General features: G+C 57.3%; 18 protein-coding genes. 15 read left to right on the forward strand and 3 right to left on the reverse strand.

Annotated elements, in window-relative coordinates; all coding sequences use genetic code 11:
• Nucleotides 1-179 precede the first annotated feature (179 nt).
• Nucleotides 180-1,805, reverse strand: a complete 1,626-nt coding sequence (locus CCHOA_RS02635; RefSeq protein ID WP_123926510.1) for a BRCT domain-containing protein — start codon at nt 1,803-1,805, stop codon at nt 180-182.
• Nucleotides 1,806-2,576: 771 nt separating this feature from the next.
• Between CCHOA_RS02635 and CCHOA_RS02640 the strand changes: the two genes are divergently transcribed.
• Nucleotides 2,577-3,305: a hypothetical protein gene (locus CCHOA_RS02640; protein WP_123926513.1), complete on the forward strand. Its 729-nt coding sequence runs from the start codon at nt 2,577-2,579 to the stop codon at nt 3,303-3,305.
• A gap of 355 nt (nt 3,306-3,660) precedes the next feature.
• Here the strand turns inward: CCHOA_RS02640 and glgX are convergent, their stop codons facing one another.
• Both glgX and CCHOA_RS02650 read right to left on the reverse strand, forming a co-directional pair.
• Nucleotides 3,661-6,576, reverse strand: coding sequence for a glycogen debranching protein GlgX (gene glgX, locus CCHOA_RS02645; RefSeq protein WP_245992177.1), 2,916 nt, complete (start codon nt 6,574-6,576; stop codon nt 3,661-3,663).
• 636 nt (nt 6,577-7,212) lie between these two features.
• Nucleotides 7,213-7,842 carry a TetR/AcrR family transcriptional regulator gene (locus CCHOA_RS02650; protein ID WP_123926516.1) on the reverse strand — a complete coding sequence of 210 codons (630 nt, stop codon included), beginning with the start codon at nt 7,840-7,842 and terminating at the stop codon, nt 7,213-7,215.
• Nucleotides 7,843-8,424: 582 nt separating this feature from the next.
• Here CCHOA_RS02650 and CCHOA_RS02655 point away from each other — a divergent pair.
• The 14 genes from CCHOA_RS02655 (at nt 8,425) to CCHOA_RS02720 (ending at nt 22,320) form a co-directional block, all read left to right on the forward strand.
• Nucleotides 8,425-9,111 carry a hypothetical protein gene (locus tag CCHOA_RS02655; protein ID WP_123926519.1) on the forward strand — a complete coding sequence of 229 codons (687 nt, stop codon included), beginning with the start codon at nt 8,425-8,427 and terminating at the stop codon, nt 9,109-9,111.
• 549 nt (nt 9,112-9,660) lie between these two features.
• Complete coding sequence (gene bioB, locus CCHOA_RS02660) at nt 9,661-10,680, forward strand: biotin synthase BioB (protein WP_123926522.1); 1,020 nt, start codon at nt 9,661-9,663, stop codon at nt 10,678-10,680.
• A gap of 313 nt (nt 10,681-10,993) precedes the next feature.
• Complete coding sequence (bsaP, locus tag CCHOA_RS02665) at nt 10,994-11,251, forward strand: biotin synthase auxiliary protein BsaP (RefSeq protein WP_123926525.1); 258 nt, start codon at nt 10,994-10,996, stop codon at nt 11,249-11,251.
• Between the two features lie 229 nt (nt 11,252-11,480).
• On the forward strand, nt 11,481-12,122 hold the full coding sequence (locus CCHOA_RS02670) for a hypothetical protein (protein WP_123926529.1): 642 nt from the start codon (nt 11,481-11,483) through the stop codon (nt 12,120-12,122).
• A gap of 277 nt (nt 12,123-12,399) precedes the next feature.
• Complete coding sequence (hisD, locus tag CCHOA_RS02675; protein WP_123926532.1) at nt 12,400-13,713, forward strand: histidinol dehydrogenase; 1,314 nt, start codon at nt 12,400-12,402, stop codon at nt 13,711-13,713.
• A gap of 74 nt (nt 13,714-13,787) precedes the next feature.
• Nucleotides 13,788-14,924: a histidinol-phosphate transaminase gene (locus CCHOA_RS02680; protein ID WP_123926535.1), complete on the forward strand. Its 1,137-nt coding sequence runs from the start codon at nt 13,788-13,790 to the stop codon at nt 14,922-14,924.
• A 377-nt stretch (nt 14,925-15,301) separates the two neighbouring features.
• A complete protein-coding gene (hisB, locus tag CCHOA_RS02685; RefSeq protein ID WP_123926538.1) occupies nt 15,302-15,916 on the forward strand; it encodes an imidazoleglycerol-phosphate dehydratase HisB in 615 nt (204 codons plus the stop codon).
• The gene (locus CCHOA_RS02690) at nt 15,917-16,114 is read left to right on the forward strand and encodes a hypothetical protein (protein ID WP_123926541.1); all 198 of its coding nucleotides are present in this window, start codon (nt 15,917-15,919) and stop codon (nt 16,112-16,114) included.
• Nucleotides 16,115-16,117: 3 nt separating this feature from the next.
• Nucleotides 16,118-17,797, forward strand: coding sequence for an MFS transporter (locus CCHOA_RS02695; RefSeq protein WP_245992178.1), 1,680 nt, complete (start codon nt 16,118-16,120; stop codon nt 17,795-17,797).
• Nucleotides 17,798-18,074: 277 nt separating this feature from the next.
• Nucleotides 18,075-18,713 (forward strand): imidazole glycerol phosphate synthase subunit HisH, encoded by a 639-nt coding sequence (gene hisH / locus CCHOA_RS02700; protein ID WP_123926544.1) that lies wholly within the window; start codon nt 18,075-18,077, stop codon nt 18,711-18,713.
• A gap of 120 nt (nt 18,714-18,833) precedes the next feature.
• A complete protein-coding gene (gene priA, locus CCHOA_RS02705) occupies nt 18,834-19,598 on the forward strand; it encodes a bifunctional 1-(5-phosphoribosyl)-5-((5-phosphoribosylamino)methylideneamino)imidazole-4-carboxamide isomerase/phosphoribosylanthranilate isomerase PriA (RefSeq protein WP_123926547.1) in 765 nt (254 codons plus the stop codon).
• A gap of 238 nt (nt 19,599-19,836) precedes the next feature.
• Nucleotides 19,837-20,622: an imidazole glycerol phosphate synthase subunit HisF gene (gene hisF / locus CCHOA_RS02710; protein ID WP_123926556.1), complete on the forward strand. Its 786-nt coding sequence runs from the start codon at nt 19,837-19,839 to the stop codon at nt 20,620-20,622.
• A gap of 161 nt (nt 20,623-20,783) precedes the next feature.
• The gene (hisI, locus tag CCHOA_RS02715; RefSeq protein ID WP_123926559.1) at nt 20,784-21,173 is read left to right on the forward strand and encodes a phosphoribosyl-AMP cyclohydrolase; all 390 of its coding nucleotides are present in this window, start codon (nt 20,784-20,786) and stop codon (nt 21,171-21,173) included.
• Nucleotides 21,174-21,633: 460 nt separating this feature from the next.
• Nucleotides 21,634-22,320 carry a TIGR02234 family membrane protein gene (locus CCHOA_RS02720; RefSeq protein WP_123926562.1) on the forward strand — a complete coding sequence of 229 codons (687 nt, stop codon included), beginning with the start codon at nt 21,634-21,636 and terminating at the stop codon, nt 22,318-22,320.
• Nucleotides 22,321-22,413: the final 93 nt, after the last annotated feature.

The raw sequence follows: 22,413 nt of genomic DNA on the forward strand, positions 1-22,413 counted from the left end.
ACAAAACAGGGGTAGTAAAGGTGATACTAGTCGTGTGGCGGGGTGTATTGTTTGCGGCCTGCCGCATCGGCGACCCCAAGATGCAAGACTCACCCTGCGCCCGCGCCAGCCAGATGCGCTGCAAATATTTACAACCCTATGCGGCGCCTGGTGACTACGGCAATTGCCAATAATGCAGGCTAAAAAGGCGGCTCCAAATCGGCAGGGGTCGGCGGCTGACTTATCCCCAAGGCGGCATACAGCTGTTCATCCGTCCAGATCTCAATATGTTGCCCCTGGCTTTGATACTGCTCTGCTTTGGTGACTTTGGAAGTCTTGGATGGCCAAGGGCCTGCCACCAGCAGCGTGGTTTTCTTTGTCACATTCTGCTGGCCGACCGCGCCCCGCTTGGCAAGAGCCTGCATAATGTCGTTTTTCCCAATGAGCGCAAAATCGCCAGAGAGCACCACATGTTGTCCATAAAACACATCTTCCGGGTCGGCATCGGGGTTCGGCTCCGGGATAACCAGTTTTTCCCGGTTCCCCTTCCAGTAGGCACGCTTGCCGGCCTGCGCAGCAGTCGAGCTACCCCGGGAACGCGCCGCCGTGCCACCCTTTGGCGAAGAATTCTGCGAATCTTTTCCACTGGCTGTTGTCGCGGATGATTCCGTTGCCCCAGATGGTGATTTTGTAGTGGACGAAGCACCAGTGGTGGCTTGACGATTGCGGTCTTGTGGTGCGGTACTTGCCGCCACCTCTCCGTAGGCGACTTGGGCATCGGCAAGAGTGAGCATTGCGACCTGATTTTCGCCATGCAGACGACCTGGCAAAAAGCCTGCTGCCCGCACCATACTGGCTAAGTCCATCACTGGCGCATCAAGAGTCGTATCCTGTGGTGCGGCGGCAGTTGCAAGCACCGCCTGATCGTGTTGTTGCCGCATCCAACTTGCCGCGATATCAGCAATCGTATTGATCCTTTGTGCCGGATCGGTGTTGTTGCGTAGTCGCAATTCGACGAGCATATCGGCAATCGAATGGGGTGTTGCTTTTGTCGCTGTTGCGGCCGCATCGTTTTGTAACGCTGCTGCGGGCGGACGGTAGTCACCGGCCGGTCCGGCAGCAAGGCCACGTAAACACACACCTTCCATTGGGGCAATAGCGACCCGGAGCCGTTTTGCTGTCAGCTTCAACCGGCCACAGGTTTGATACAGCGAATCGGCGATGAGTAACCCTTGGCGGTGTTGAGAGTCAGCGTCGGAAGCAGCAGTAGCGGGGTGCTGTTCGCTGCCGACCCGTTGTGTTTCCTGCACGAGTAACTCCACTGCTTCAGTGAGCGTGCGTTTATCGACAGCATCATCGCCACGCAAACTAAACCGGTGAATAGTGCCTACCGTGCCGTCAATCATTGCAGCAAAGCTAATCGAGGTGGCATGCGCCCAATCCGCGGGCGGGGCCTGCACATCCAGAATCACCCCGGTGACTCCAGCTGTTTCGCCACCAGTGACCGAATCCACACTTTCCCCAGCGAGAATCCGTTGCATAGTGGCGGCAAACGCGGTCGCTTCCTCGGTTTGTTGAGGCGCAAATCGCACCAGCACGGTGGAGGAGGTCTCACCACCAGCTGCGGTGCCAGCTGATGATTGCTCAGTCGTCTGTGCATGCTGCGCAATGGTGAGTATCACCTGCTGTGGGAGCGGGTGTGCCGCTGGAACATAGCGAACAGCCGCAATATCAGGAAGCGGAATCAGCTGGTCGCATCGCCCTAAAGAGCGTCCCAACAGGTCGGGGGACAGCTGTAGGTGTTGTTGTGTCAATGTCAGATGCATTCCCAATGCGGACACCATGGACATCAGGCCTAACCCACTTTCTGTGACGACGTGTTGGAAAGCGAAGAACCAACCTTATCCGGCAGCAAGCGACACGATAGCGCTCACTGATCCCCGATCTCCTGGAAATGCTGCGCCCCAGCTGTGTTGGAGGAACCCATGACCGAAGATATACCGAATATGGCCGCTGCTGCCGATAGGTGAATCTAGCTTACCCGCTAGCTTGCCGAGACAGCAGGATATCCCGCTTGGGCAGGAAAAGGATGTACCGTATCGCTGCTGCTGGTTGTCGTTTCTGCAGGGTTGATTGCTAGACTGCACACACCGTATCCAACCCACCAAACCTGTCGATTGTTCGCCTGTGCGGCCGCAGCAGACGTGTTCATCTCGGAATGTTGGTCGGTGTCTGCCCCGGATGGTTGTTTACCTGCACTAGCAGACATCAAGTGCCACTGATTGACAATTGCGTGGGTTGGTCACCATGGATACCGTATTTGCGCAGTATGCAACCTATCAATGCGAATACCTGCCAGGCTCGCGCTGACCAGCTGGTAATGATGCTCCGGCAAGTCGGTGTGGGCGTGCAGGTGTGTAACACCGGTAGGGTGAACTGCGGATGGTACCCATGTCAGCACCATGCATGTCGCAGGGCTTCGCCAAGTCAGTATTATTTGGTCTCCTGTGGCTGTTGCTGATACCACTGCAATATGGCGTGCGGACCGATTCCGTGACGGCTAGTCACATATTGCTAACCCTAGGAGTGATGACCACTTGTATCGCCTGACCCGTTCGAAGAAGACGCTTGTTGCGGTTGCTGCTGTATTGCCATTGACGTTGGCTGCCTGCAGCGGTGGTGACAATGATGACAACGCAACTGATACTGCCACCTCTACCGCAACGTCGACGTCGACGACCACCTCGACGACGAAGACGAGCACCAAGTCTTCCTCTAGCACAACTGAAAAGGAAGACAAGGACAAGGATAAGAAGAAGGATCCGAAGCCGGAAGAGTCCACTGCTGCTGCAGAAGAAGTAACCGTGACGCAGACTGCGACAGCCACGGTTGTTGAAGAAGTTCCGTTGGACACGGCTAATCCGCTAGCCCCGCCACAGATCGAGCCTGCGCCGGTGCAGCCTTTGGGCGGCCCAAATGAGGCCACCCCGGAGATCGAAAATGATCTGCGTAACCTGCTGGCTAGCTCGCTGACCGGACCGGATATTCAAGCCGTGTTCATCAACACCTTCAACAACACCTGTGATGCTGCCCTGGCTGAAGTTGGTGGCCGGGATGCGATCACTAACAAGGTGCGTGCTGAAGTGCCGCCACTGCCGATCCCACCAAACATGGGTGCCCGCGTTGATGCGATCAACAACCTGGTTGTCAACGGCGATGAGGCGACCGCCGAGGTGACGGTGACTGCTAATGGTGAAACCCGCACCGATTCGCAGTACTTTGTGCGGCAAGGTGGCCGCTGGCTGCTGTGCGGACAAAACGCCTAGTTTGAACACTGCACAGGAAGCCGCAGGCGGGGTGCCGCCACAACGCACCCCGGTGCCATCGATGTGGTAGGACACATCAGGTTCGCTGATCGGCTCTGACTGACATATATAACCGCCAACTGACCCCTTCATCTGGAAGGGATGAGTTGGCGGTTGTTGTGTTTTGAGAAAGCCGGCAGTACTGCTGTTGGCTGCTGTGCCGATTATCGCAAAAACCGGAAGACGCCAACCTCGCCGTTCCAGGCTTTGGAGTCTTCCGGTTTTTCTATCACTTACCGAGCTTCACCAGTGGTGAATCTTTGACGATGTCGCTTGAAAAAAGTATTTACTACCGGTGTTTTTCCCGGATGTGGGTTTAATACTCGGGCTGCTGCTCATAGTCGTCGGTGAATTGCGACGGTGGCTGCGGAGTTGCGGCCGGCGGGTTTGGGGGACTATCCGGCGAATCAGCGGCAACACGTTCAGCGGCTGGTGCGGCCGGTTGCTGTGCTGCAGCGTGTTCGTCGGGTTTCGTGTCCTGGTTGATAAAAGGCTGCGGTGCAGTGCCGGCGGGCACTCCAGTAGTAGCGGGGAAGGTTACCGAATCTGACTGTGCACTATGCCACTGGTCAGTATCTGGTTCTGGATGATGAGCAGCGGTTTGCGCTGTCACATTCGCATTCACAGCACTGGTGGCGATCTCTGCGGAGGAGATCACCGGTGCTGCCGTATTGTCTTCCCCTTGGCCGGGAAGCACATGAGTTCCACCGGCAGACAACCCGGTGCGCTGCAATGGATCAGCGCTTCCTTGCAGTGCATCAGTAGCAGGGGTCGCTGCGCTGTCACGAGATTCTTCGCCGCTGGCGGCTTCTCCAGGGGAGGAAACCCCTGCATCTAATGTGGTGCTGTCTGCGGTGAGATCATCGGCGCCGGAAGCCATCGATCCTGGGGCAGCTGTCACTAGTTCTTCCTCGCGGGAAACTGTGCTGTGATCGTTGGCATCGCCAGCAGTTGCAGCAGAGACACCACTTGGATCGTCGCCGCTGACAGGAGTATCAGTAGTGGCGGGTGCAGCCTGCGCAGTGGATGAGTCAGTAGCAGTGGCATCATCGTGTGCTGCAGTTGCCGCTAGCGATGGTGGGGGAGCGATCTGCTTTAACAGCATTGTTGCCCGACCTGGCACCACCACATGGCCGCCAGCATCAATGATTGCCTCAGTCAAGGGGTACCCGGTTTCCTCGGTGGTGTCGACAATCACTCGCCACTTCGCGCCAAACTTCGCCTCCGGAAGTGTGAAGTCGATGGGATCATAGTGGGCGTTAAAACACATGAGGAAGGAATCGTCGACAATCCGCTGACCACGCTCATCTGGTTCGGCAATCGCATTGCCGTTGAGATAGACCATCAGCGACTTGCCGAAGGTGAAATCCCAGTCTGATTGGGTCATTAATTTGCCCGATGGCACCAGCCAGGCGATATCGCGCTTGACATGGTCATCGTCGCCGAGCGGACCGCCCGCCAGGAACCGCCGGCGGCGGAACACTGGATGGTTTGCCCGAATCTTCAACAGCCGCTTGGTGAAATTAATCAACGTCTGATTATCTGCGGCCTGTTCCCAGTCCATCCAGGCTAGCGGTGAATCCTGGCAGTAGACATTGTTGTTGCCATCTTGGGTGCGAGCCATCTCATCGCCGTGGGCAATCATCGGGGTGCCCTGGGAAAGTAGCAAGGTGGTGAGAAAGTTTCGCCGCTGCTGTGCCCGCAACTGGGCGATTGCCGGATCATCGGTGGGGCCTTCCACACCACAGTTCCAGGAACGGTTGTGCGATTCCCCGTCGCGGTTACCTTCCCCGTTCGCATCGTTGTGCTTTTCGTTGTAGGACACCAGATCGTTGAGGGTAAACCCGTCGTGTGCGGTGACAAAGTTAATACTTGCCGTTGGGCGGCGACCATTATTGGCATACAAATCGGAGGAACCGGTCAACCGGGAGGCGAATTCACCGAGCGTTGCTGGTTCACCCCGCCAAAAATCCCGAACCGTATCGCGATACTTCCCGTTCCATTCCGTCCACAGTGCTGGGAAGTTCCCAACCTGGTAGCCGCCTTCGCCAATATCCCAAGGTTCCGCAATGAGTTTCACCTGGGAGACGATCGGATCCTGCTGGACGAGATCGAAGAAGGCGCTGAGCCGGTCGACATCGTGAAGTTCGCGGGCAAGGGTGGATGCCAAGTCGAATCGGAAACCGTCAACATGCATCTCAGAAACCCAATACCGCAGCGAATCCATGATCAGCTGCAAGGTGTGTGGATGACGCACATTTAAGGAGTTACCGCAGCCGGTGTAGTCCATATAGTGCACTTTGTCGTCGTGGACGAGACGGTAGTAGGCGGCATTGTCGATACCGCGGAACGCAATAGTTGGCCCCATATGGTTGCCTTCGGCGGTGTGGTTGTACACCACATCCAAAATAACCTCGATGCCCGCCTCGTGGAACGTGCGCACCATCCCTTTGAATTCGCTGACTGCACCACCGGGTTTGGAGGATGCGGCATAGTCCTGGTGGGGTGCTAAAAAGCCAAAGGTGTTGTAGCCCCAATAGTTGCGTAAACCAAGTTCACGCAAGCGGTCATCCTGCAAGAATTGGTGTACCGGCATCAGCTCAATGGCGGTGACTCCAAGATCTTTCAGGTAGTCGATAATCACCGGATGTGCCAGCCCCGCATAGGTGCCGCGGAGTTTTTCTGGAATATCCGGATGCGTCATTGTCATGCCTTTGACATGCGCTTCATAGATGACGGTTTTGTCGTAGGGGATCTTCGGTGCGCGGTCATTCGCCCAGTCAAAGAACGGGTTAATAACCACGGAGGTCATGGTGTGTCCGAGGGAATCTTCCTCGTTGCGCTTCGACAAATCATAGGGATCGTTGATGTCGTAAGAAAACAGCGAAGGGTGTCCGTCGAATTCGCCGTCGAAGGCTTTCGCATACGGGTCAACCAGCAGTTTATTCGGGTCGCAGCGGTGTCCGTTTGCTGGATCATATGGCCCGTAGACTCGGTAGCCATAGCGTTGCCCCGGGGTGATCCCTGGCAGGTAGCAGTGCCACGTGTGGGCGTCGACTTCCTCGAGATTGATTCTGGTTTCGTTGTTGTCTTCATCAAGCAGGCACAGCTCTACTTTCTCGGCGATATCGGAGAAAATGGAAAAGTTGGTGCCCGCTCCGTCATAGGTGGAGCCCAATGGGTAGGCCGATCCTGGCCACACCTGTATGACATCAACGGCATCATTACTCATGACCAATACTCTAGCCTAAAACCTTCATTTTTACCCTGACGAAACATTTGCCGTCGGCGGCAGAAACATTGTATGACCTGCTAGTTTTGTGAGCAATAGTGGTGAGGAAAGTGGCCTTGTAATGGTATTACTTACCGGATGGTGTTGCGCAGAAAACCTTCACAGATAGGTGGAAAACTTAGTCACTGACTGAGGCGATGCTGGTCGGTTTTCCGTCCTGGTGAGGCGCGGTGTTGCATACTTTGCGCCCGTATCCTTGGCGTCTCAATACGTGGGATACAGCCCCGAACAGTCTGTCCCCAGTGAAACATTTTCTGGATGGGCTGTAGACGAACAATTCCGGTTGCGTAATCTGTGGAAAACTCGCGAGAGGAGCCATTGTGCCTGCAGCTTGGTCGAATTCGGCGGATCTGAGCCGCGGTGTCCCTCACCCCTGCATGAGGTGGGCAGCGCACTGCATCCCCTAGCGGCTGAACCGGGGTATAAGGAAGGAATCAATACAGCGCCGACCACTGCGCACCTCTGCGCTGTCGAGCGCCAGACTATGCCCCGGGTTGGTTCCAACGAGCAGAGGAGGCATACCTTAACCGGCTAGGACAGTTACCACAGTGCTTGGTTGCTGCAAGTCACCTGCTCCTACTGCAACGCGGCGGTGCCGGTAACAATCATCTTCACGCCTTGCGCAAACTGATCCTCGACACTTGCAGCATCAGTAGTATTCGGGGTGCTTTCACCCGTTGCCTTACAAAGCTGGGCAACCGCTTGCTCATGAGACACCGCCCCAAAGGCGAAATGCACCAGCGTTGCCGCACACATTCCTTGCAGTGCCGGATCGGAGGCAACCTTGTCTAACGTTGAGAGAAACGCCTGTTCCAAATCAGTTCGTAACTGTGGCTTCGATAATGCTGCAAGTACGAGCTCGGCACCATCACGGTGCGCCAACAATGTTGATCGCAACCGCAGGCTCAGTTCCAAGGGGTCGGTAGCAGAATGTAGCGGAATCGCAATTTGTGGATGATTCGTCTGCATTCGACGAACCAGCTGCTGTTTTTCTTCACTATCGGGCAGTTGCGGATAAATCACCGGGGCCAGCAAAATAAGGCCTAGTTCGGCAATAAGTTCCTGCTTGGAAGGGAAATGCCAGTAGAGTGCGCCGGGAGCGACGGAGAGCTGCTTGGCAAGACGTCGCATCGTCATGTCGCTGAGACCATAGGTGTCGAGAATCTCGATGGCGGCTTGTGAAATAATCTCCCGGGTTAATTGCACGATTTAACATTAGCTGAGTGGGTGACTATTAGGGCGAAGGTGTTGGAAAAACTTTCCCCACACTGCTGCAGCTGCTATCCATTGCGTGGCAAGCACGAACTTGACCCATCGGCAGGCAGCACTCTTGCTGTCCAGGGCGACAATCTACCCGCATTTGAGGGGGTCGAGCAGTGGGCTAACCGTGAGAAGCCGCTGAGATTTTGGTTGCTAAACGGTATCAATTCTTATGCCCCCAGTTGGCTGCCCACAGCTGGCAGAAGGGGCAATAACGGCTTGCATCAAGCGATACTGTTGCTAAGCAATACTGCAATGAGCAGCAGAAATGGTAACAAATGGGGCAAGGAATAGTGCCTAGTTGGGAATATCTAGGTGTGCCTACCGACTCGTTGCTTGTTGCGGATACGTGCTATTGCCAGCGAAATAAGCGCGCTAGAATACGTGTGCCTGCTGATTGCTGCCATGAAAACTTCGACATTGCCCGACAACTGTGGAAGTCAAGGCGCTGGCAGGTGACAACGTTTCCGTTTGCACGTTACAAACGATGGTGTGCGTTGCACCCATCCTGAAGGAGAATGTACATCCATGCGCACTTTCGGGTCTGTGAAGAAAGCCCTGGTTATCTCGGCGATGGCGGTGCCGCTGGTGCTCACCGCCTGCGGATCCGATGACGAGGCTGCAACCACCACCACAGCTTCGAGCACGTCAACGACCACCTCCACTGAGACGAAGTCCAAAGACAAGGACAAAACCACCAAGTCGGAGAAGACCTCCACTGCGGACAAAGACGATGATGTCACCGTCACCGAAACCGCCACCGAAACTGCCACCGAAACCTTGAGTCCGGAGGAACAAGAGCAGTACAGTGAAGAGCTCAAGCAGCAAATTGAAGCTGCAAAAGCAGCGGTGAAAACCGTCGAAAACGGTGCGCCGGCCGACCAAGCCCTGGTCGATGAACTTCTCGAGCTGGAACGCAACGTCAACTCGCTCGACCCGAATGTTGATATCCGCGAATACTTCTGTGCAGCGGATCGGGAAGCCCCAGAAACGCAGCAGGTTCTGGAGTCCCGCGTATTGCTGCTCAACGCAATCCGGAACACCGGTCAAGAAATTCCTGCACCAGAAATTGAACTCAACGACGTCAAGGTCGACGGCGATGTTGCTTCCGGTACTGTGACGGTTTCGGTGAACCAACCGAACTCCTACCCAGTGTCTACACCGCAGGCCTTCAAGAAGGAAGACGGCAAGTGGCGCGTATGCACCTTGAAGTAAGCACATTTGTGTGAACACTAGACTGCTAACAAGCTTCAACATAGTGGCGGGCTAGCAGCGTAACGACACAAGCAGGCCAGCGGACACCTCTTAAGCGGGGTAGCCGCTGGCCTGCTTTGAACTACCAAATTCATTACATCGATACGCAACACCACCAGCAGACGGTCGCTCACGGGCCGATCGCTGGTGGTGTTGTCGTATGGTGTGTCCCAGTGGAGCGATTGTGGTCTGCTACAGCAGACTGCTGAAAACCCAGGTGAGGGTGGTTACTGCTGGAACAAGTTTGCGGATCGATGGGTAGTCTGCATTTTTGTTCCACGGTGTTGTTGCAGAATATTGTTCACCGGGGTAGCAGGGGAACTGGAGCTGTAATGGCTGTGTCTGGTGGGGAGGAGCGGTGATTTTTCACTATTTCGGCGCATTTCCACAACACTGTTCAGTATTGGACTATATGCTGGTTGAACGATGGTCAGCATTGTGGTTGAACACTGCCCAGCCACGGATGCTGTTTTACAAACCACCTCACCTGCGAAGCTTTTAGGAGTATTGATGACGACTACCACTGGCGAAGACACTCCCGACATCCTCACCCGTGCCCGCGCGAAAGTGCTCGACCGTGGTGAAGGGCTGTCGAAGGATGGAGTCCTCGAAGTTCTGCAACTGCCAGATGACCGAATCGAAGAGCTCCTCGCTTTAGCCCATGAAGTACGGTTGAAGTGGTGTGGTGAAGAAGTCGAACTCGAAGGCATTATTTCGCTGAAAACTGGCGGCTGCCCCGAAGACTGCCACTTCTGTTCCCAATCTGGTTTATTCCAGTCACCGGTGCGCAACGCCTGGCTGGATATCCCGGCATTGGTCGATGCCGCGAAACAGACCGCGAAAACTGGGGCAACCGAATTTTGTATTGTGGCAGCGGTGAAAGGACCCGACGAGAAGCTGATGGATCAGCTCATCGAAGCAGTTGGGGCAATCCAACAGGAAGTCGACATCAACGTTGCTGCATCTGTTGGTATTTTGACGCAAGAGCAAGTTGATCGCTTAGCGGCAGCAGGGGTACATCGCTATAACCACAATCTGGAGACTGCCCGATCCTTCTTCCCAAATGTGGTGACTACCCACTCTTGGGAAACCCGTCGTGACACCCTGCAGATGGTGAAAGAAGCCGGAATGGAAGTCTGCTGCGGTGGCATTTTGGGGATGGGCGAAACCCCCGAACAACGCGCCGAGTTTGCTACCGAACTTGCCGAACTTGATCCTCACGAAGTGCCGATGAACTTCCTGGATCCCCGCCCCGGAACCCCGTTCGCCGACAAGGAAGTAATGCCAGCTGCAGAGGCATTGAAATGTATCGGCGCCTTCCGGTTGGCGCTGCCGAAGACAATTCTGCGCTTCGCCGGTGGTCGGGAACTCACCCTCGGCGACTTAGGTGCGGAGCAGGGCATGCTTGGCGGTATCAATGCGATTATTGTCGGCAACTACCTGACCACCTTGGGGCGTCCACAAGAACGTGACCTCGACATGGTGGGTAAGTTGCGGCTGCCAATCAAAGCTTTGAACTCGACGGTGTAACAACCGTAGCTGGATACCGTCGCCGCCGGTAGCATGCCGCCGAAGGCGACGGTTTCGGTAGGTTTTCCCCGCGCAGTCAACCCGTGCCGGGGAAGACCTGTTATTGGAAGAATGCATAGCTATCGGCTGCCGGGTCGCTGCCGTATTGCGCCTCGACTAGGCGATGTTTGCGGTGTGCAGTAGCTTTCGGGCAGCCTACACGCGATGTGCTGTGCAACCCTTGCATGTGTTGCAACCAAATACTGCAAAGCCCAGTTCATGATCCGCTGCTGGGCACACTACAACCCTGTTGGGAAAAGAAAAGGAAGTTGTTGTGAAGCGCACTGATTCCCAAGAATTAGCAGCTGCGCTGCTCACCGGGGAGCGGCCAGTATTTCACCCCAATACTGGCCAGGAAATCGCCAAGGGAGAAACTATCCACCTGTCGCCATCGGCGCGTGCAGGACTCGAGGCGCCACGGTATTGCCAAATATGTGGACGCAGAATGATCGTGCAGATCCGACCAGATGGGTGGCAAGCCTATTGTTCCCGCCATGGGGAAGTGGACTCCAGCTATCTCGACCAACGCTAAAACGTCTGTCCCGCATCGTCTTGCCCCTGCCGTCGGGTGGGTAAGCGGGTTGTAGCTGTGTCGTGCTAGGGGTGCGTCATGTGGCAGGGGTGCAGGTGGGGTGGCGGTGTGTCCGTGGTGTGGGCTGGCGTGCGCCCATCCTTGCGGACTTGGGCAACAGCGACCGCTGTACCGGGGAAACCCTGCCAAAGCCGCCAACTGTGGCAGGTATTTGTTAGATTGGCTAGCTATGACAAAGGCAGCAAACACCACCTCGTGGTGGTATCGGGCATGGCACACCGATCTCGGTGTTTGGCGAAGCACCATCATCGGCAGCGTTTTAGGTGCTGTGATCTTGGGGCTGATAGTCGGCTGGTTTCGGCCAACCTATCTCGTCACCCCAGGGGAACAGGGCGAATTTCGGGTAATCGATGATCCACTGACGCAGCCGGAATTCACCGCCACGGTGTGGTGTGTGCTGTTGGCGTCGATCTTGGCTGTGGCTATCGCCGGGCATTTGTGGTTTTGGGCGGCGGTCCGGCCAGTGATGCCATTGCGGATCGTGGTGTTAGGGCTGTTTGCAACGCTGCTGATTGTCACCTGTGCCCAGATTGGCAGTGAACTGCATTATCCACTGCCTGATATCACCGATCTTGCACCCACCGCAGAAGTTGCAGTTGCTGCTCCGTTCCAGATCGGTTTGGGTTCCTATTTTGTGGCCGGATCCATCGGTGGTCTGGTGTATTTGCTGCTCGTGGCACTCGTTGGCGAAAGCCCCCGGGTGGTGCGGCGCCATGCCGGAGAAGAATCAGCAACCCCGCCACAAATACTTGCCGAAACGTCGCCAGCAGCGACCAATGCAACGCCGCGAACGTCAGCAGTCCAGGGGTAGTGTTTTCGCCCCTCATAGGTGGCTGCGCTGCAAGCAGATTGCAAACCCTGCGCTAAGCCGTAACCCGTCATCGTCTTGCCTAGCAAGCCGCTGGCGGGTTTGTTGCTGTGGCACTGTGCTGTGCGGCTGTGAAATATACTGATTGTTTCATCAGGTGAGACGGATTTGTGGTGTTTCACCAGTTTTGTCTCACGGCGCGGTGAGCCACAGTACACTGGGGCAGGTTACTCACGGTGTGTTGCATGCGCAGCCCGGAAGGCACAGGAAAAAGATTGCAATGTTGTCGCTTGTAGATTTGACTGAGAAAACCCCAACCACCAGCGAACTGCGGCGGGTGTTACCGCGCGGCGAGGTGGATGTTGAGACCGTCACTGCGACTGTTGCCCCGATTGTGTCGGCGGTGCGGGAACGGGGCGCTGCAGCTGCGTTGGAATTTGGGGAACAATTCGACGGGGTACGTCCGGCCGCACTGCGGGTACCTGCAGAAGTTATCGCCGATGCGGCGGCATCACTTGATGAGGAAGTGCTGGCTGCCCTCACCGAGGCGATTGCCAGGGTTCGTCTTGTTCACGAGGCAACCAGGCCGCAAGGCACCACTGTCACAGTTGCCCCCGGTGCCACCGTGGAAGAACGGTTTATCCCCGTATCCCGGGTTGGGCTGTATGTGCCTGGTGGCAATGCAGTGTACCCATCGTCGGTGATTATGAATGTGGTGCCTGCCCAAGCAGCCGGGGTTGATTCGCTGGTGGTTGCCTCCCCACCGCAGGCAACACACGGCGGCTGGCCACATCCAACAATTCTTGCTGCCTGTCATCTGCTCGGGGTGGAAGAGGTGTGGGCTGTCGGTGGTGCACAAGCAGTGGCGCTGCTCGCCTATGGCGATGACACCGGCGAAGATGTGCTGGAGCCGGTGGATCTCATTACCGGACCTGGCAACATTTATGTCACCGCCGCGAAACGGCTATGCCGATCAGTGGTGGGCATCGACGCGGAAGCCGGCCCCACCGAGATTGCGATTCTCGCCGATGAAACCGCGGATCCAAAACATGTTGCCTATGATCTCATCAGCCAGGCGGAACACGATGTGCTTGCGGCAAGCGTGCTCATCACTACCAGCCGGGAACTGGCGGAAGCCGTCGACAGGGAAGTGGCTGATCGTTACCACATCACCCGCAACGCCGACCGGGTGAGTCAAGCGTTGACCGGCCCGCAATCTGGCATCGTGCTGGTGGGTGATCTAGCAACAGGGATCGCGGCAGCAAACGCCTATGCGGCGGAACATTTAGAGATCCATACGAAAGACCCGGAGACTGTTGCCCAACAAATCACCAATGCTGGTGCGATCTTTGTCGGCACCTATGCGCCAGTCCCATTGGGGGATTATGCGGCAGGCAGCAACCATGTGCTGCCCACATCCGGCTCGGCGCGGTTTAACTCCGGGCTGTCAACGCACACGTTTGTAAAAGCTGTGCATGTTGTCCAGTATGACCAGCAGGCTTTGCACGATATTGCCGATACTGTCACGACCTTAGCTGAAGCGGAAGCACTTCCCGCCCACGGCGAATCCATCACTATTCGTTTCGCACAGTAGCGGCTACCCTGCGTATCCAGCACAGCATGGTGCCCATCCCTTCAACCCAGCAGAAAGCGATAACAACGTCGACTATGGCAGCACAATCGTCCACCCCTGGTGCAGAGATTACGGTAGCGGATCTGCCGCTCCGGGAGGATCTGCGCGGCAGCCACGCCTACGGGGCACCACAATTAACCGTCCCGGTGCGGTTGAACACTAACGAAAATCCTTACCCGCCATCGGCCGCGCTAGTTGCAGACTTATGTGCTGCAGTAGAGCAGGCAAGTCATACGCTGAACCGTTATCCGGATCGGGACGCGGAGGCGTTGCGTGCCGCCCTAGCTGACTATGTGTCACAACAGACAGGATGCGCGGTGAGTGCGGCGAACCTGTGGGCAGCAAACGGCTCTAACGAAGTGTTGCAGCAATTGTTGCAGGCGTTCGGCGGGCCTGGCCGGAAAGTCGTAGGGTTTGTGCCGTCCTATTCGATGCATCCGATATTGTCGGCTGGAACCTTGACGGAATTTATCGGGATTCCGCGCAAGGAAGACGACTTCACCATCGATATGGATGCAGCGCTTGCCGCAATCGACGCCCACCAGCCAGCTGTGGTGTTTATTGCCACCCCAAATAATCCGACCGGGGTCGTCACGCCACTAGCCGACATTGCCCGCATTGTGGAGCGCACCCCTGGCATTGTGATTGTCGACGAAGCCTATATGGAGTTTTCCGATTCGCCGTCGGCGGTGGAACTTATCGCATCGTATCCGGCGAAACTTGTGGTGAGTCGCACAATGAGTAAGGCTTTCGACTTTGCGGGGGCGCGGCTGGGCTATTTTGTGGCGAGCCCCGCTTTTGTGGAGGCTGTCATGCTGGTGCGGCTGCCATATCATTTGTCGACGCTGACCCAAGCAGTTGCGTTAGCCGCCTTAACACACAGCAGCGAAACCTTGGCAACCGTGGCTACGATCGCCACCGAACGGGATCGGGTCATGGATGCGTTGGTTGCCCAGGGATATGTGGTGCATCCAAGCGAAGCGAATTTTGTGTTGTTTGGCGGCTTCCACGATCAGGCGGCGGTGTGGCAGCAATTCCTCGACGAGGGTGTGCTCATTCGGGATGTGGGTGTCGCCGGCCATCTGCGGGCAACAATCGGGTTGCCGGAAGAAAACGACGCACTGCTTGCGGCGGCAGCCGCCATCGCCCCAACGGTGCTCACCAAGGCGTAAATCGGCACAGCAGCGGGACGGGCACCCGCCCGTGAGGGTGCCAGTTGTTCACTCTGGTGTAGTTCGGTCTGGTTTGCCCCAGCACCTGGTGTGGGATGGCAGATGGCACGACGAGTCCTGCACCCAGTTATGCCGTAAACAATGCCTATCCGGGGCTATATGGTAGACGCGATAACCTGTTGCCCGGTAGGTTGAACCAATGCCCATGGTGCAACGATGCGGTATGCCGGTAGACACTGCACTGTGTGTGCGGTGAGTTGCAGATGATGCACTGTGCTGCCGCTTGCATGAGTTTCATTTTTTGATTTCCGGCTCCTGCGATGCTTTTCCTGCAAGGTGGTGTCGCCGGTGGTGGGGAGAGGATCACAACAACGATCATGGAATCGCACACAACAACCCGGGTTGGTGAGGTGCGCCGCACCACGGGCGAATCAGACATTACTGTGCGCATTGATCTGGACGGTTCGGGGCGCTGCGATATTGCCACCGGTTTGCCGTTTTTCGACCATATGCTGCACGCCTTCGGGGTGCATGGGTTATTCGATCTCACCGTGCAAGCCGCCGGTGATATTGCGGTCGATGCCCACCACACCGTCGAAGACACTGCGATTGTGCTCGGCCAAGCACTGCGCCAGGCGCTAGGGGACAAGGCAGGTATTCGCCGTTTTGGTTCCTGTCAGCTGCCCATGGATGAAACCTTAGTGGAGGCAGTCGTCGATGTTTCCGGTCGGCCGTACACAGTGTTTCGGGGGGAGCCCGATGCGATGCAAGTGGCGGTGATCGGTGGCCACTATGCGACGGTAATCAATCAGCATTTCTTCGAATCATTAAGTTTTCATGCGCAGCTGGCGCTGCATGTCATTGTGCATTCAGGTCGTGATCCGCACCATATCACCGAGGCTGAATATAAGGCGGTGGCGCGGGCAATCCGGGCGGCGGTGGAACCCGATCCGCGGGTAGTGGGAATTCCGTCAACGAAAGGGGTGCTGTAGATGGTTACTGCGGCTGCTGAGGCGACAAGTTCCGATAGTTGGTTGATTTATCTGCTGTTTATTGCGGCAGGGTTCCTGGTTGGTGGCGCGTGGGCTGCATGGCAGCAGCGCATCATCTGGTTGACGGTGGTCACCGCGGTGGTGGCTGCAATCGTCGCCGGGGTGGCGCTGACCTGGCTGATCGGGGAGGTTGCATAGCTCGTGGCCAAACCCTTGCACACCGTGGCTGCCGCCGGATCCCAGTCGTTGTTGAAAACCCCGGGGATGCTGAAAACACTGCTGGCGGTTGCTAGCGCCTTTGGTTCCTGGTCGCTGCTGCTGCCGGTGGTGCCGCTGGCCGTGATCCAAGCCGGCGGCTCGGAGACCCTGGCTGGTGGCACCACTGCGGCTTTTATGGCCACCACTGTGGTAACCCAATGGTTCACCCCGCAGCTGGTGCGCCGCTTCGGCTATATTGCGGTGATGGTAGCCAGTGCGTTCATTTTGGGCGGGCCGTCATTTCTTTATGCGTTTTCGGTCGATCCGCTGCCGGTGCTGCTGATCTCTGCGGTGCGGGGTGTGGGTTTTGGGGCGATCTGTGTGGCGCAGGCTGCGCTTATTGCGGAACTCGTTGTTCCAGCGCTGCTGGGGAAAGCCTCTGGCACATTAGGGTTCGTGATCGGTCTGGTGCAAATGATCATGCTGCCGGTGGGGCTGTATTTAGCCGAACATGTCGGCTTCACCTTCACCTATGTCACCGCGTCGGTGGTGGCACTTGCTGCAACTGCACTCTGTATCACCTTGCCGAAGGTGGCGCCGGCACCGAAACATGATGTGGCGAATGCTGGCGGGTTGCCGCCGGTAGCCACCTGGAAACTCATCACCATTCCCGCGTTGGCGGTCGGCACCTTCGCCATGGGATATGGGGCGGTGTCGTCCTTTGTGCCGGCAGCAATCGGCCAAGCTGATCCAGCGCGGGGCGCCACCATTGCCGGTATTGTGCTGGCGGTTGCCGCCGGTTCACAGATGCTGTGCCGCTATGCGGCAGGACTGATTGCTGACCGGCGCGGCATGGCTGGGGTCACCACCTTCCCGTCGCTGATTGCCGGGGTGGTTGGTTTGGCGTTGATGGCACTGATTTTGGGGTTTGGTATCTCCCCATGGTGGATGATTGTTGCGGCCGCCCTCTTCGGTGGCGGCTTCGGGGCGGTGCAAAACGAAGCACTATTGATGATGTTTGCTCGGCTGCCCCGTTCCCGGGTTACTGACGCATCAGCCCTGTGGAACATGTCCTATGACGGGGGCACCGGGATTGGGGCAGTCGCACTTGGGGTGGTTGCCGGATCGTTAGCCTATGCGGGAATGTTCGGGGTTGCCGCCGGCATTATCGCCTTCGGCCTATTTAGTGTGTGGATTGATCGGCAACTTGGTCGGCACCGTATCGCGGAACGCAATAACACCCGTGCCCGGCTGCGACAGGTTCCCGCCGCCCGGAAAGCCTACTATGGGGCGAAAGCTGTGGGTCGTGCCTCCAAGAAACCGGTGCATTTTGCCGGTGATCTGGCGCGAAGCACGAAACGTGTCGCCGAAACTGGGGTAAAACTCGTCCCCATCGGACACACCAGCAAACCCGGTCAGACTGGTGACACGGCCGACACCGGCACCGAAACAGTGGAAATCCGGAATGCGAAAAAAGCCAAAGCAAAACAGCAAGCATTCCGGCGCAAAGACCGCAAACTGCGGCAGCAAACAGGCAGCATCGGGCAAGGGGCAGCCACCGATTCCACGAGTAGCGGCGACGCCTCCCGGGCGGAACAATCGGCAGCCCGGCGTGCTGCCGGCCGCAGCGGCCGGGCGGAACGAAAATTCCTCCGCCGCTTCGACCACGGCGACAACCGCTAGAGTGCGCCTGGCTGCCGGTGCATCGCCGCCCAACCCCACATCGTTGCCAGTGATCACCCTCACACAATAGGAGGTATCCCCAAAAGACCAGGCATGTGCCGACCGGCTCGCCTACAATTTGGGCGAACCCTGAACGCTTCGCCCGCCGCAATGTTACTGTGGCCGACCCGTGATGATGTTGGCGCCGCCTGACATCCAGTCGCTTTAACCCAACGTGGCCGGCGCCGCATCGTAGGAATTCAGCAACCCGTGAACGTTTTCACTCAAAGGAATCTGGATGACGAAACCAACCGTTGCCCTGCTCGACTATGGGGCAGGCAACCTTCGATCCGCCTACCGGGCACTGGTGCGCACCGGTGCTGAGGTAACAGTCACCAGCGACCCGGATACAGTCCTGGGCGCCGACGGGCTTGTTGTTCCCGGGGTGGGGGCGTTTGCCGCCTGTATGCAAGGGCTGCAAGCTATTTATGGGCCACGGCTGATCGGCCAACGGCTGGCCGGTGGCCGGCCAGTACTTGGGATCTGTGTCGGCATGCAGGTGATGTTCACCACCGGTGATGAACATGGCATCACCGCTCGCGGCTGTGACCAGTGGCCCGGCCAAGTGGAACGGCTACACAGCGATCGGCTACCCCACATGGGTTGGAACACGGTAGAACAACCCGCCGACTCCACGATGTTCGCTGGAATCGACCACGATGCACGCTTCTATTTCGTGCACTCCTATGGGGTGCGGGAATTCCCTGCCGAAACCGACGACATTATCGCCCCACCGAAAGTCGCGTGGGCATCCCACGGCGGTGACCGATTCGTGGCCGCAGTCGACAACGATGCGCTGTGGGCATGCCAATTCCATCCGGAAAAATCTGGCGAAGTTGGCCTGCAGCTGCTCACCAACTGGGTTGGAATCCTGTAGCAACCACACCCAGCCCCTGCAATAAGAACACCCCGACGCTTTGCGCAGCATCACGTTCTTCGACACCATCCGCCCCACCAGGTGCATACCACCAGACCTGCACAGAGAGCGAACATTATCATGACGAGCGCATTTACCATCCTGCCGGCGGTCGACGTCGTCGGCGGTCAAGCCGTCCGCCTATCCCAGGGCGAAGCCGGCAGCGAAACCATCTACGGCACCCCGCTTGAGGCGGCGATCCGCTGGCAAGAAGCCGGCGCCACTTGGTTACACTTCGTCGATCTTGACGCCGCATTTGGCCGCGGCTCCAACCATGAACTCATGGCAGAAGTTGTCAACCAGCTCGACATTGCGGTGGAACTCACCGGCGGAATCCGCGACGATGCCAGCCTTGAAAGAGCATTAGCGACCGGCTGTGCACGAGTCAACATTGGCACCGCCGCCCTTACCAACCCGGATTGGACAGCCCACGCAATCCGCACCTACGGGGATCGGATCGCCATCGGTTTAGATGTAAAACTCATCGACGGACAATGGCGGGCGCGCGGCAACGGTTGGACCACCGACGGCGGCGACCTGTGGGAAGTGCTCGAACGTTTCGATTCCCAAGGGGTATCCCGGCTGGTCGTCACCGATGTGGGACGTGACGGTATGCTCACCGGACCAAATATTGCGCTCCTGCGTGATGTGGCAGCCGCAACCGATGCTCGCGTTACTGTCTCCGGGGGGATCGCCACCCTTGCCGATGTGGTTGAAAGCGCCCAATATTTGGACGAAGGAATCGACTCGGTGATTGTGGGCAAAGCGCTCTACGAAGAACAATTCACCCTGCAAGAAGCCCTTGCTGCAGTCAGCGGAATCCACAATCCGGCCGGACACTCCTAACTAGCAGGTGCAGCGCACAACAACCCCCAACCGGCACCTTAGCCGCCTGCTGTCAGTCGCACCACAACCGCTCAGCGGCACCCCACCACCAGCAACCACCCACCCTCTTCCACCTGACACCGATTGCCACCAACGGTGACAACCACTCCCACAGCCAACAGATGGACATACTCCATCCGCAACCTATCGGCTGCGGTGTGTAACCGGAAAAAACCAACAGAAACCCACATCAATCATCATGAGTCTTGCAGTGCGTGTCATCCCCTGTCTGGATGTTGACAATGGCCGAGTAGTCAAAGGCGTCAACTTTGCAAACCTCGCTGACGCCGGTGACCCGGTAGAGCTCGCCGCCCGCTACGGAACAAGCGGCGCGGATGAACTCACCTTTCTCGACGTATCCGCCTCCACCGCGGGACGCGGAACCATGCTCGAGGTGGTGCGGCGAACCGCCGACACAGTATTTATTCCCGTGACGGTCGGCGGCGGTGTGCGCAGCGTCGATGATGTGCGAACACTGCTGCGCGCCGGGGCGGATAAGGTGAGCGTCAATACGGCAGCAATCGCCGATCCGGGGGTGCTGCAAGCAATGGCACAGCAGTTTGGTTCCCAATGCATTGTGCTTTCCGTTGATGCACGGCGGGTACCAGCTGGGGGGAAGCCGCAACCATCTGGTTTTGAAGTCACCACCCATGGCGGCACCCGAAGCGCCGAAATAGATGCCCTGTGGTGGGCGAAAAAAGCTGCCTCACTTGGGGTGGGGGAGATCCTGTTGAATTCGATGGATGCTGACGGCACAAAACAAGGCTTCGACACGGAACTGATTACCGCCTGCCGGGCAGCAGTCGATGTGCCGATTATTGCCTCTGGTGGGGCCGGCGCTGCCACCGATTTTCCACCGGCGATTGCCGCCGGTGCGGATGCAGTACTTGCCGCATCAATATTCCACTTTGGGGAAGTTAGCATCGCCGAAGTCAAAACGTGCCTGCATGATGCCGGCTATCCGGTTCGTACCACTCTGGCATAGGTGGGTGCACCGGGCAGCCGCAACGAGTAGCGGCGCCTATTCACACCGCCAAGCCTCAGCCCCAGGCGGCCCAGGTGCAGTCGGTGCTGGAGTAACCATTGCGGCAGGATGGCCTGCAATGCCAATTGAAACTTTTTTACGCGAAGAAATGGTTGATAATCATGCCAGTATTCGACGGTGACCTACAGCCAGCTGATGCCCTTCTCGATCCGGCGATCGCCAACTTGGTGACCTTCAATGAGCAAGGTCTCGTGCCATGTGTGGTGCAAGATGCCACCAGCAAACGGGTACTCATGATGGCCTGGATGGATGATCATGCCTTGGCATACACCTTGGCGACGCGTCGCGGCACTTACTATTCCCGGTCGCGGCAAGAATATTGGGTGAAAGGTCTGACTTCAGGAAACACCCAATATGTGCGGCAGGTGGCTGTCGACTGTGACGGCGACACGGTGCTGTTGACCATCGACCAGCAAGGTGGGGCTTGCCATACTGGTGCCACATCTTGTTTTGACACCGCCACATTGCTCACCGACCCGGCTGGCCGCTAGCAGCCGATACCAGTGCCCAGCCGGTGGGTGGGCGAGTGGCTGCGCCCCTATAAAGTATGCACGTTGTACTACTACCTCAAGTCCCATTCCGAATTGTGAGATCGCAGCACTAACCAATCGTTGGAAGCGGCCGTGTGGGGCACCGGTATCAGCGATGGTGCACACACCTGGAGACCTGTATTGGGCATGAATTCTTGGTGGATCACTACTTTGTTGCCTTTTTGGCGCATCCAGCGTGGTTGCGCTGCTGCAGCTGCACGCCCACTGTGGTGGATACTATGGCTTTCTTCTTTGGCTGTTTGGGTTGCACGTCGCCGCCCTGGGAAGAAGCTCGAAGCCGGGCACTGGAAAGGCGGCGAAGTGCGCTTGGTTTTTGGAAGCCGTATAGAATTGATCCATTGTTGTTGATATCGCTAACCGGTATCGCACCCTGCCGGGTCTGTGTAAGGAGCGTCACGTCATGCAAGCATCTTCCTCATCATCATCGCGGCATCGGCTAGGGATTGTGATGTTGGCAGTCGGGGCGCTGCTGTTGTGGATTGCTTCACGCCTGCCGTGGGTGACAGTTACCGCATTTGACGATAAGGCTGGGGATGTCACCCGGGTACTTTCCGGTGGGGCGTGGGCAACAGAACTGACTGGTGTCGCACTCGGGCTTACCGCGGCATGTGTGGCGTTACTTGTGGTTCGCCCGGCTGCGAAACGTGTTGTTGCACTCTTTTCTGCGATACTCGCCGGCTGGATTTCCTGGCGGCCGATGTCCATGCTGGTTGCTGGGGCGGATCCGCAACGGGCAAAAGATCTCTTGGTGCACGGTCTTGCCACCCAGAAAACCACCGATCCACAGCTGCTCAATGCTTGGGCTGACCTGCAGACTGTGGAGACTCACCAGCTAGGGCCTGTAGTGGCGTTGCTCGGTGCTGCTGCGGCGCTGGTTGGCGCCGTGGTGTGTAGTCGACAACCGCGCACCCCGGCGGTAGTGACTGATCGTTTTGAGCAGCGCAGCGCGGAGCAAACAGTGTTGGATGATTTAGCGCAAGCACCCGATTCGCCCCGTTTGATGTGGGATGCGTTGGATCACGATGTTGACCCAACCACTGTGCACACCAGCGACGAGCAGTCGAATACAGCACCGAGAAACCCGTAAATAAGCTGGCGATTGCTAACATCGCTGGCATGGTGGTGGTGGACGGAAATTTTTATATCTCGTGCCCAGATCTTAAAGTAGGTGCTGTGCCAC

It is taken from the genome of Corynebacterium choanae (assembly GCF_003813965.1).
Lineage (GTDB): Bacteria > Actinomycetota > Actinomycetes > Mycobacteriales > Mycobacteriaceae > Corynebacterium > Corynebacterium choanae.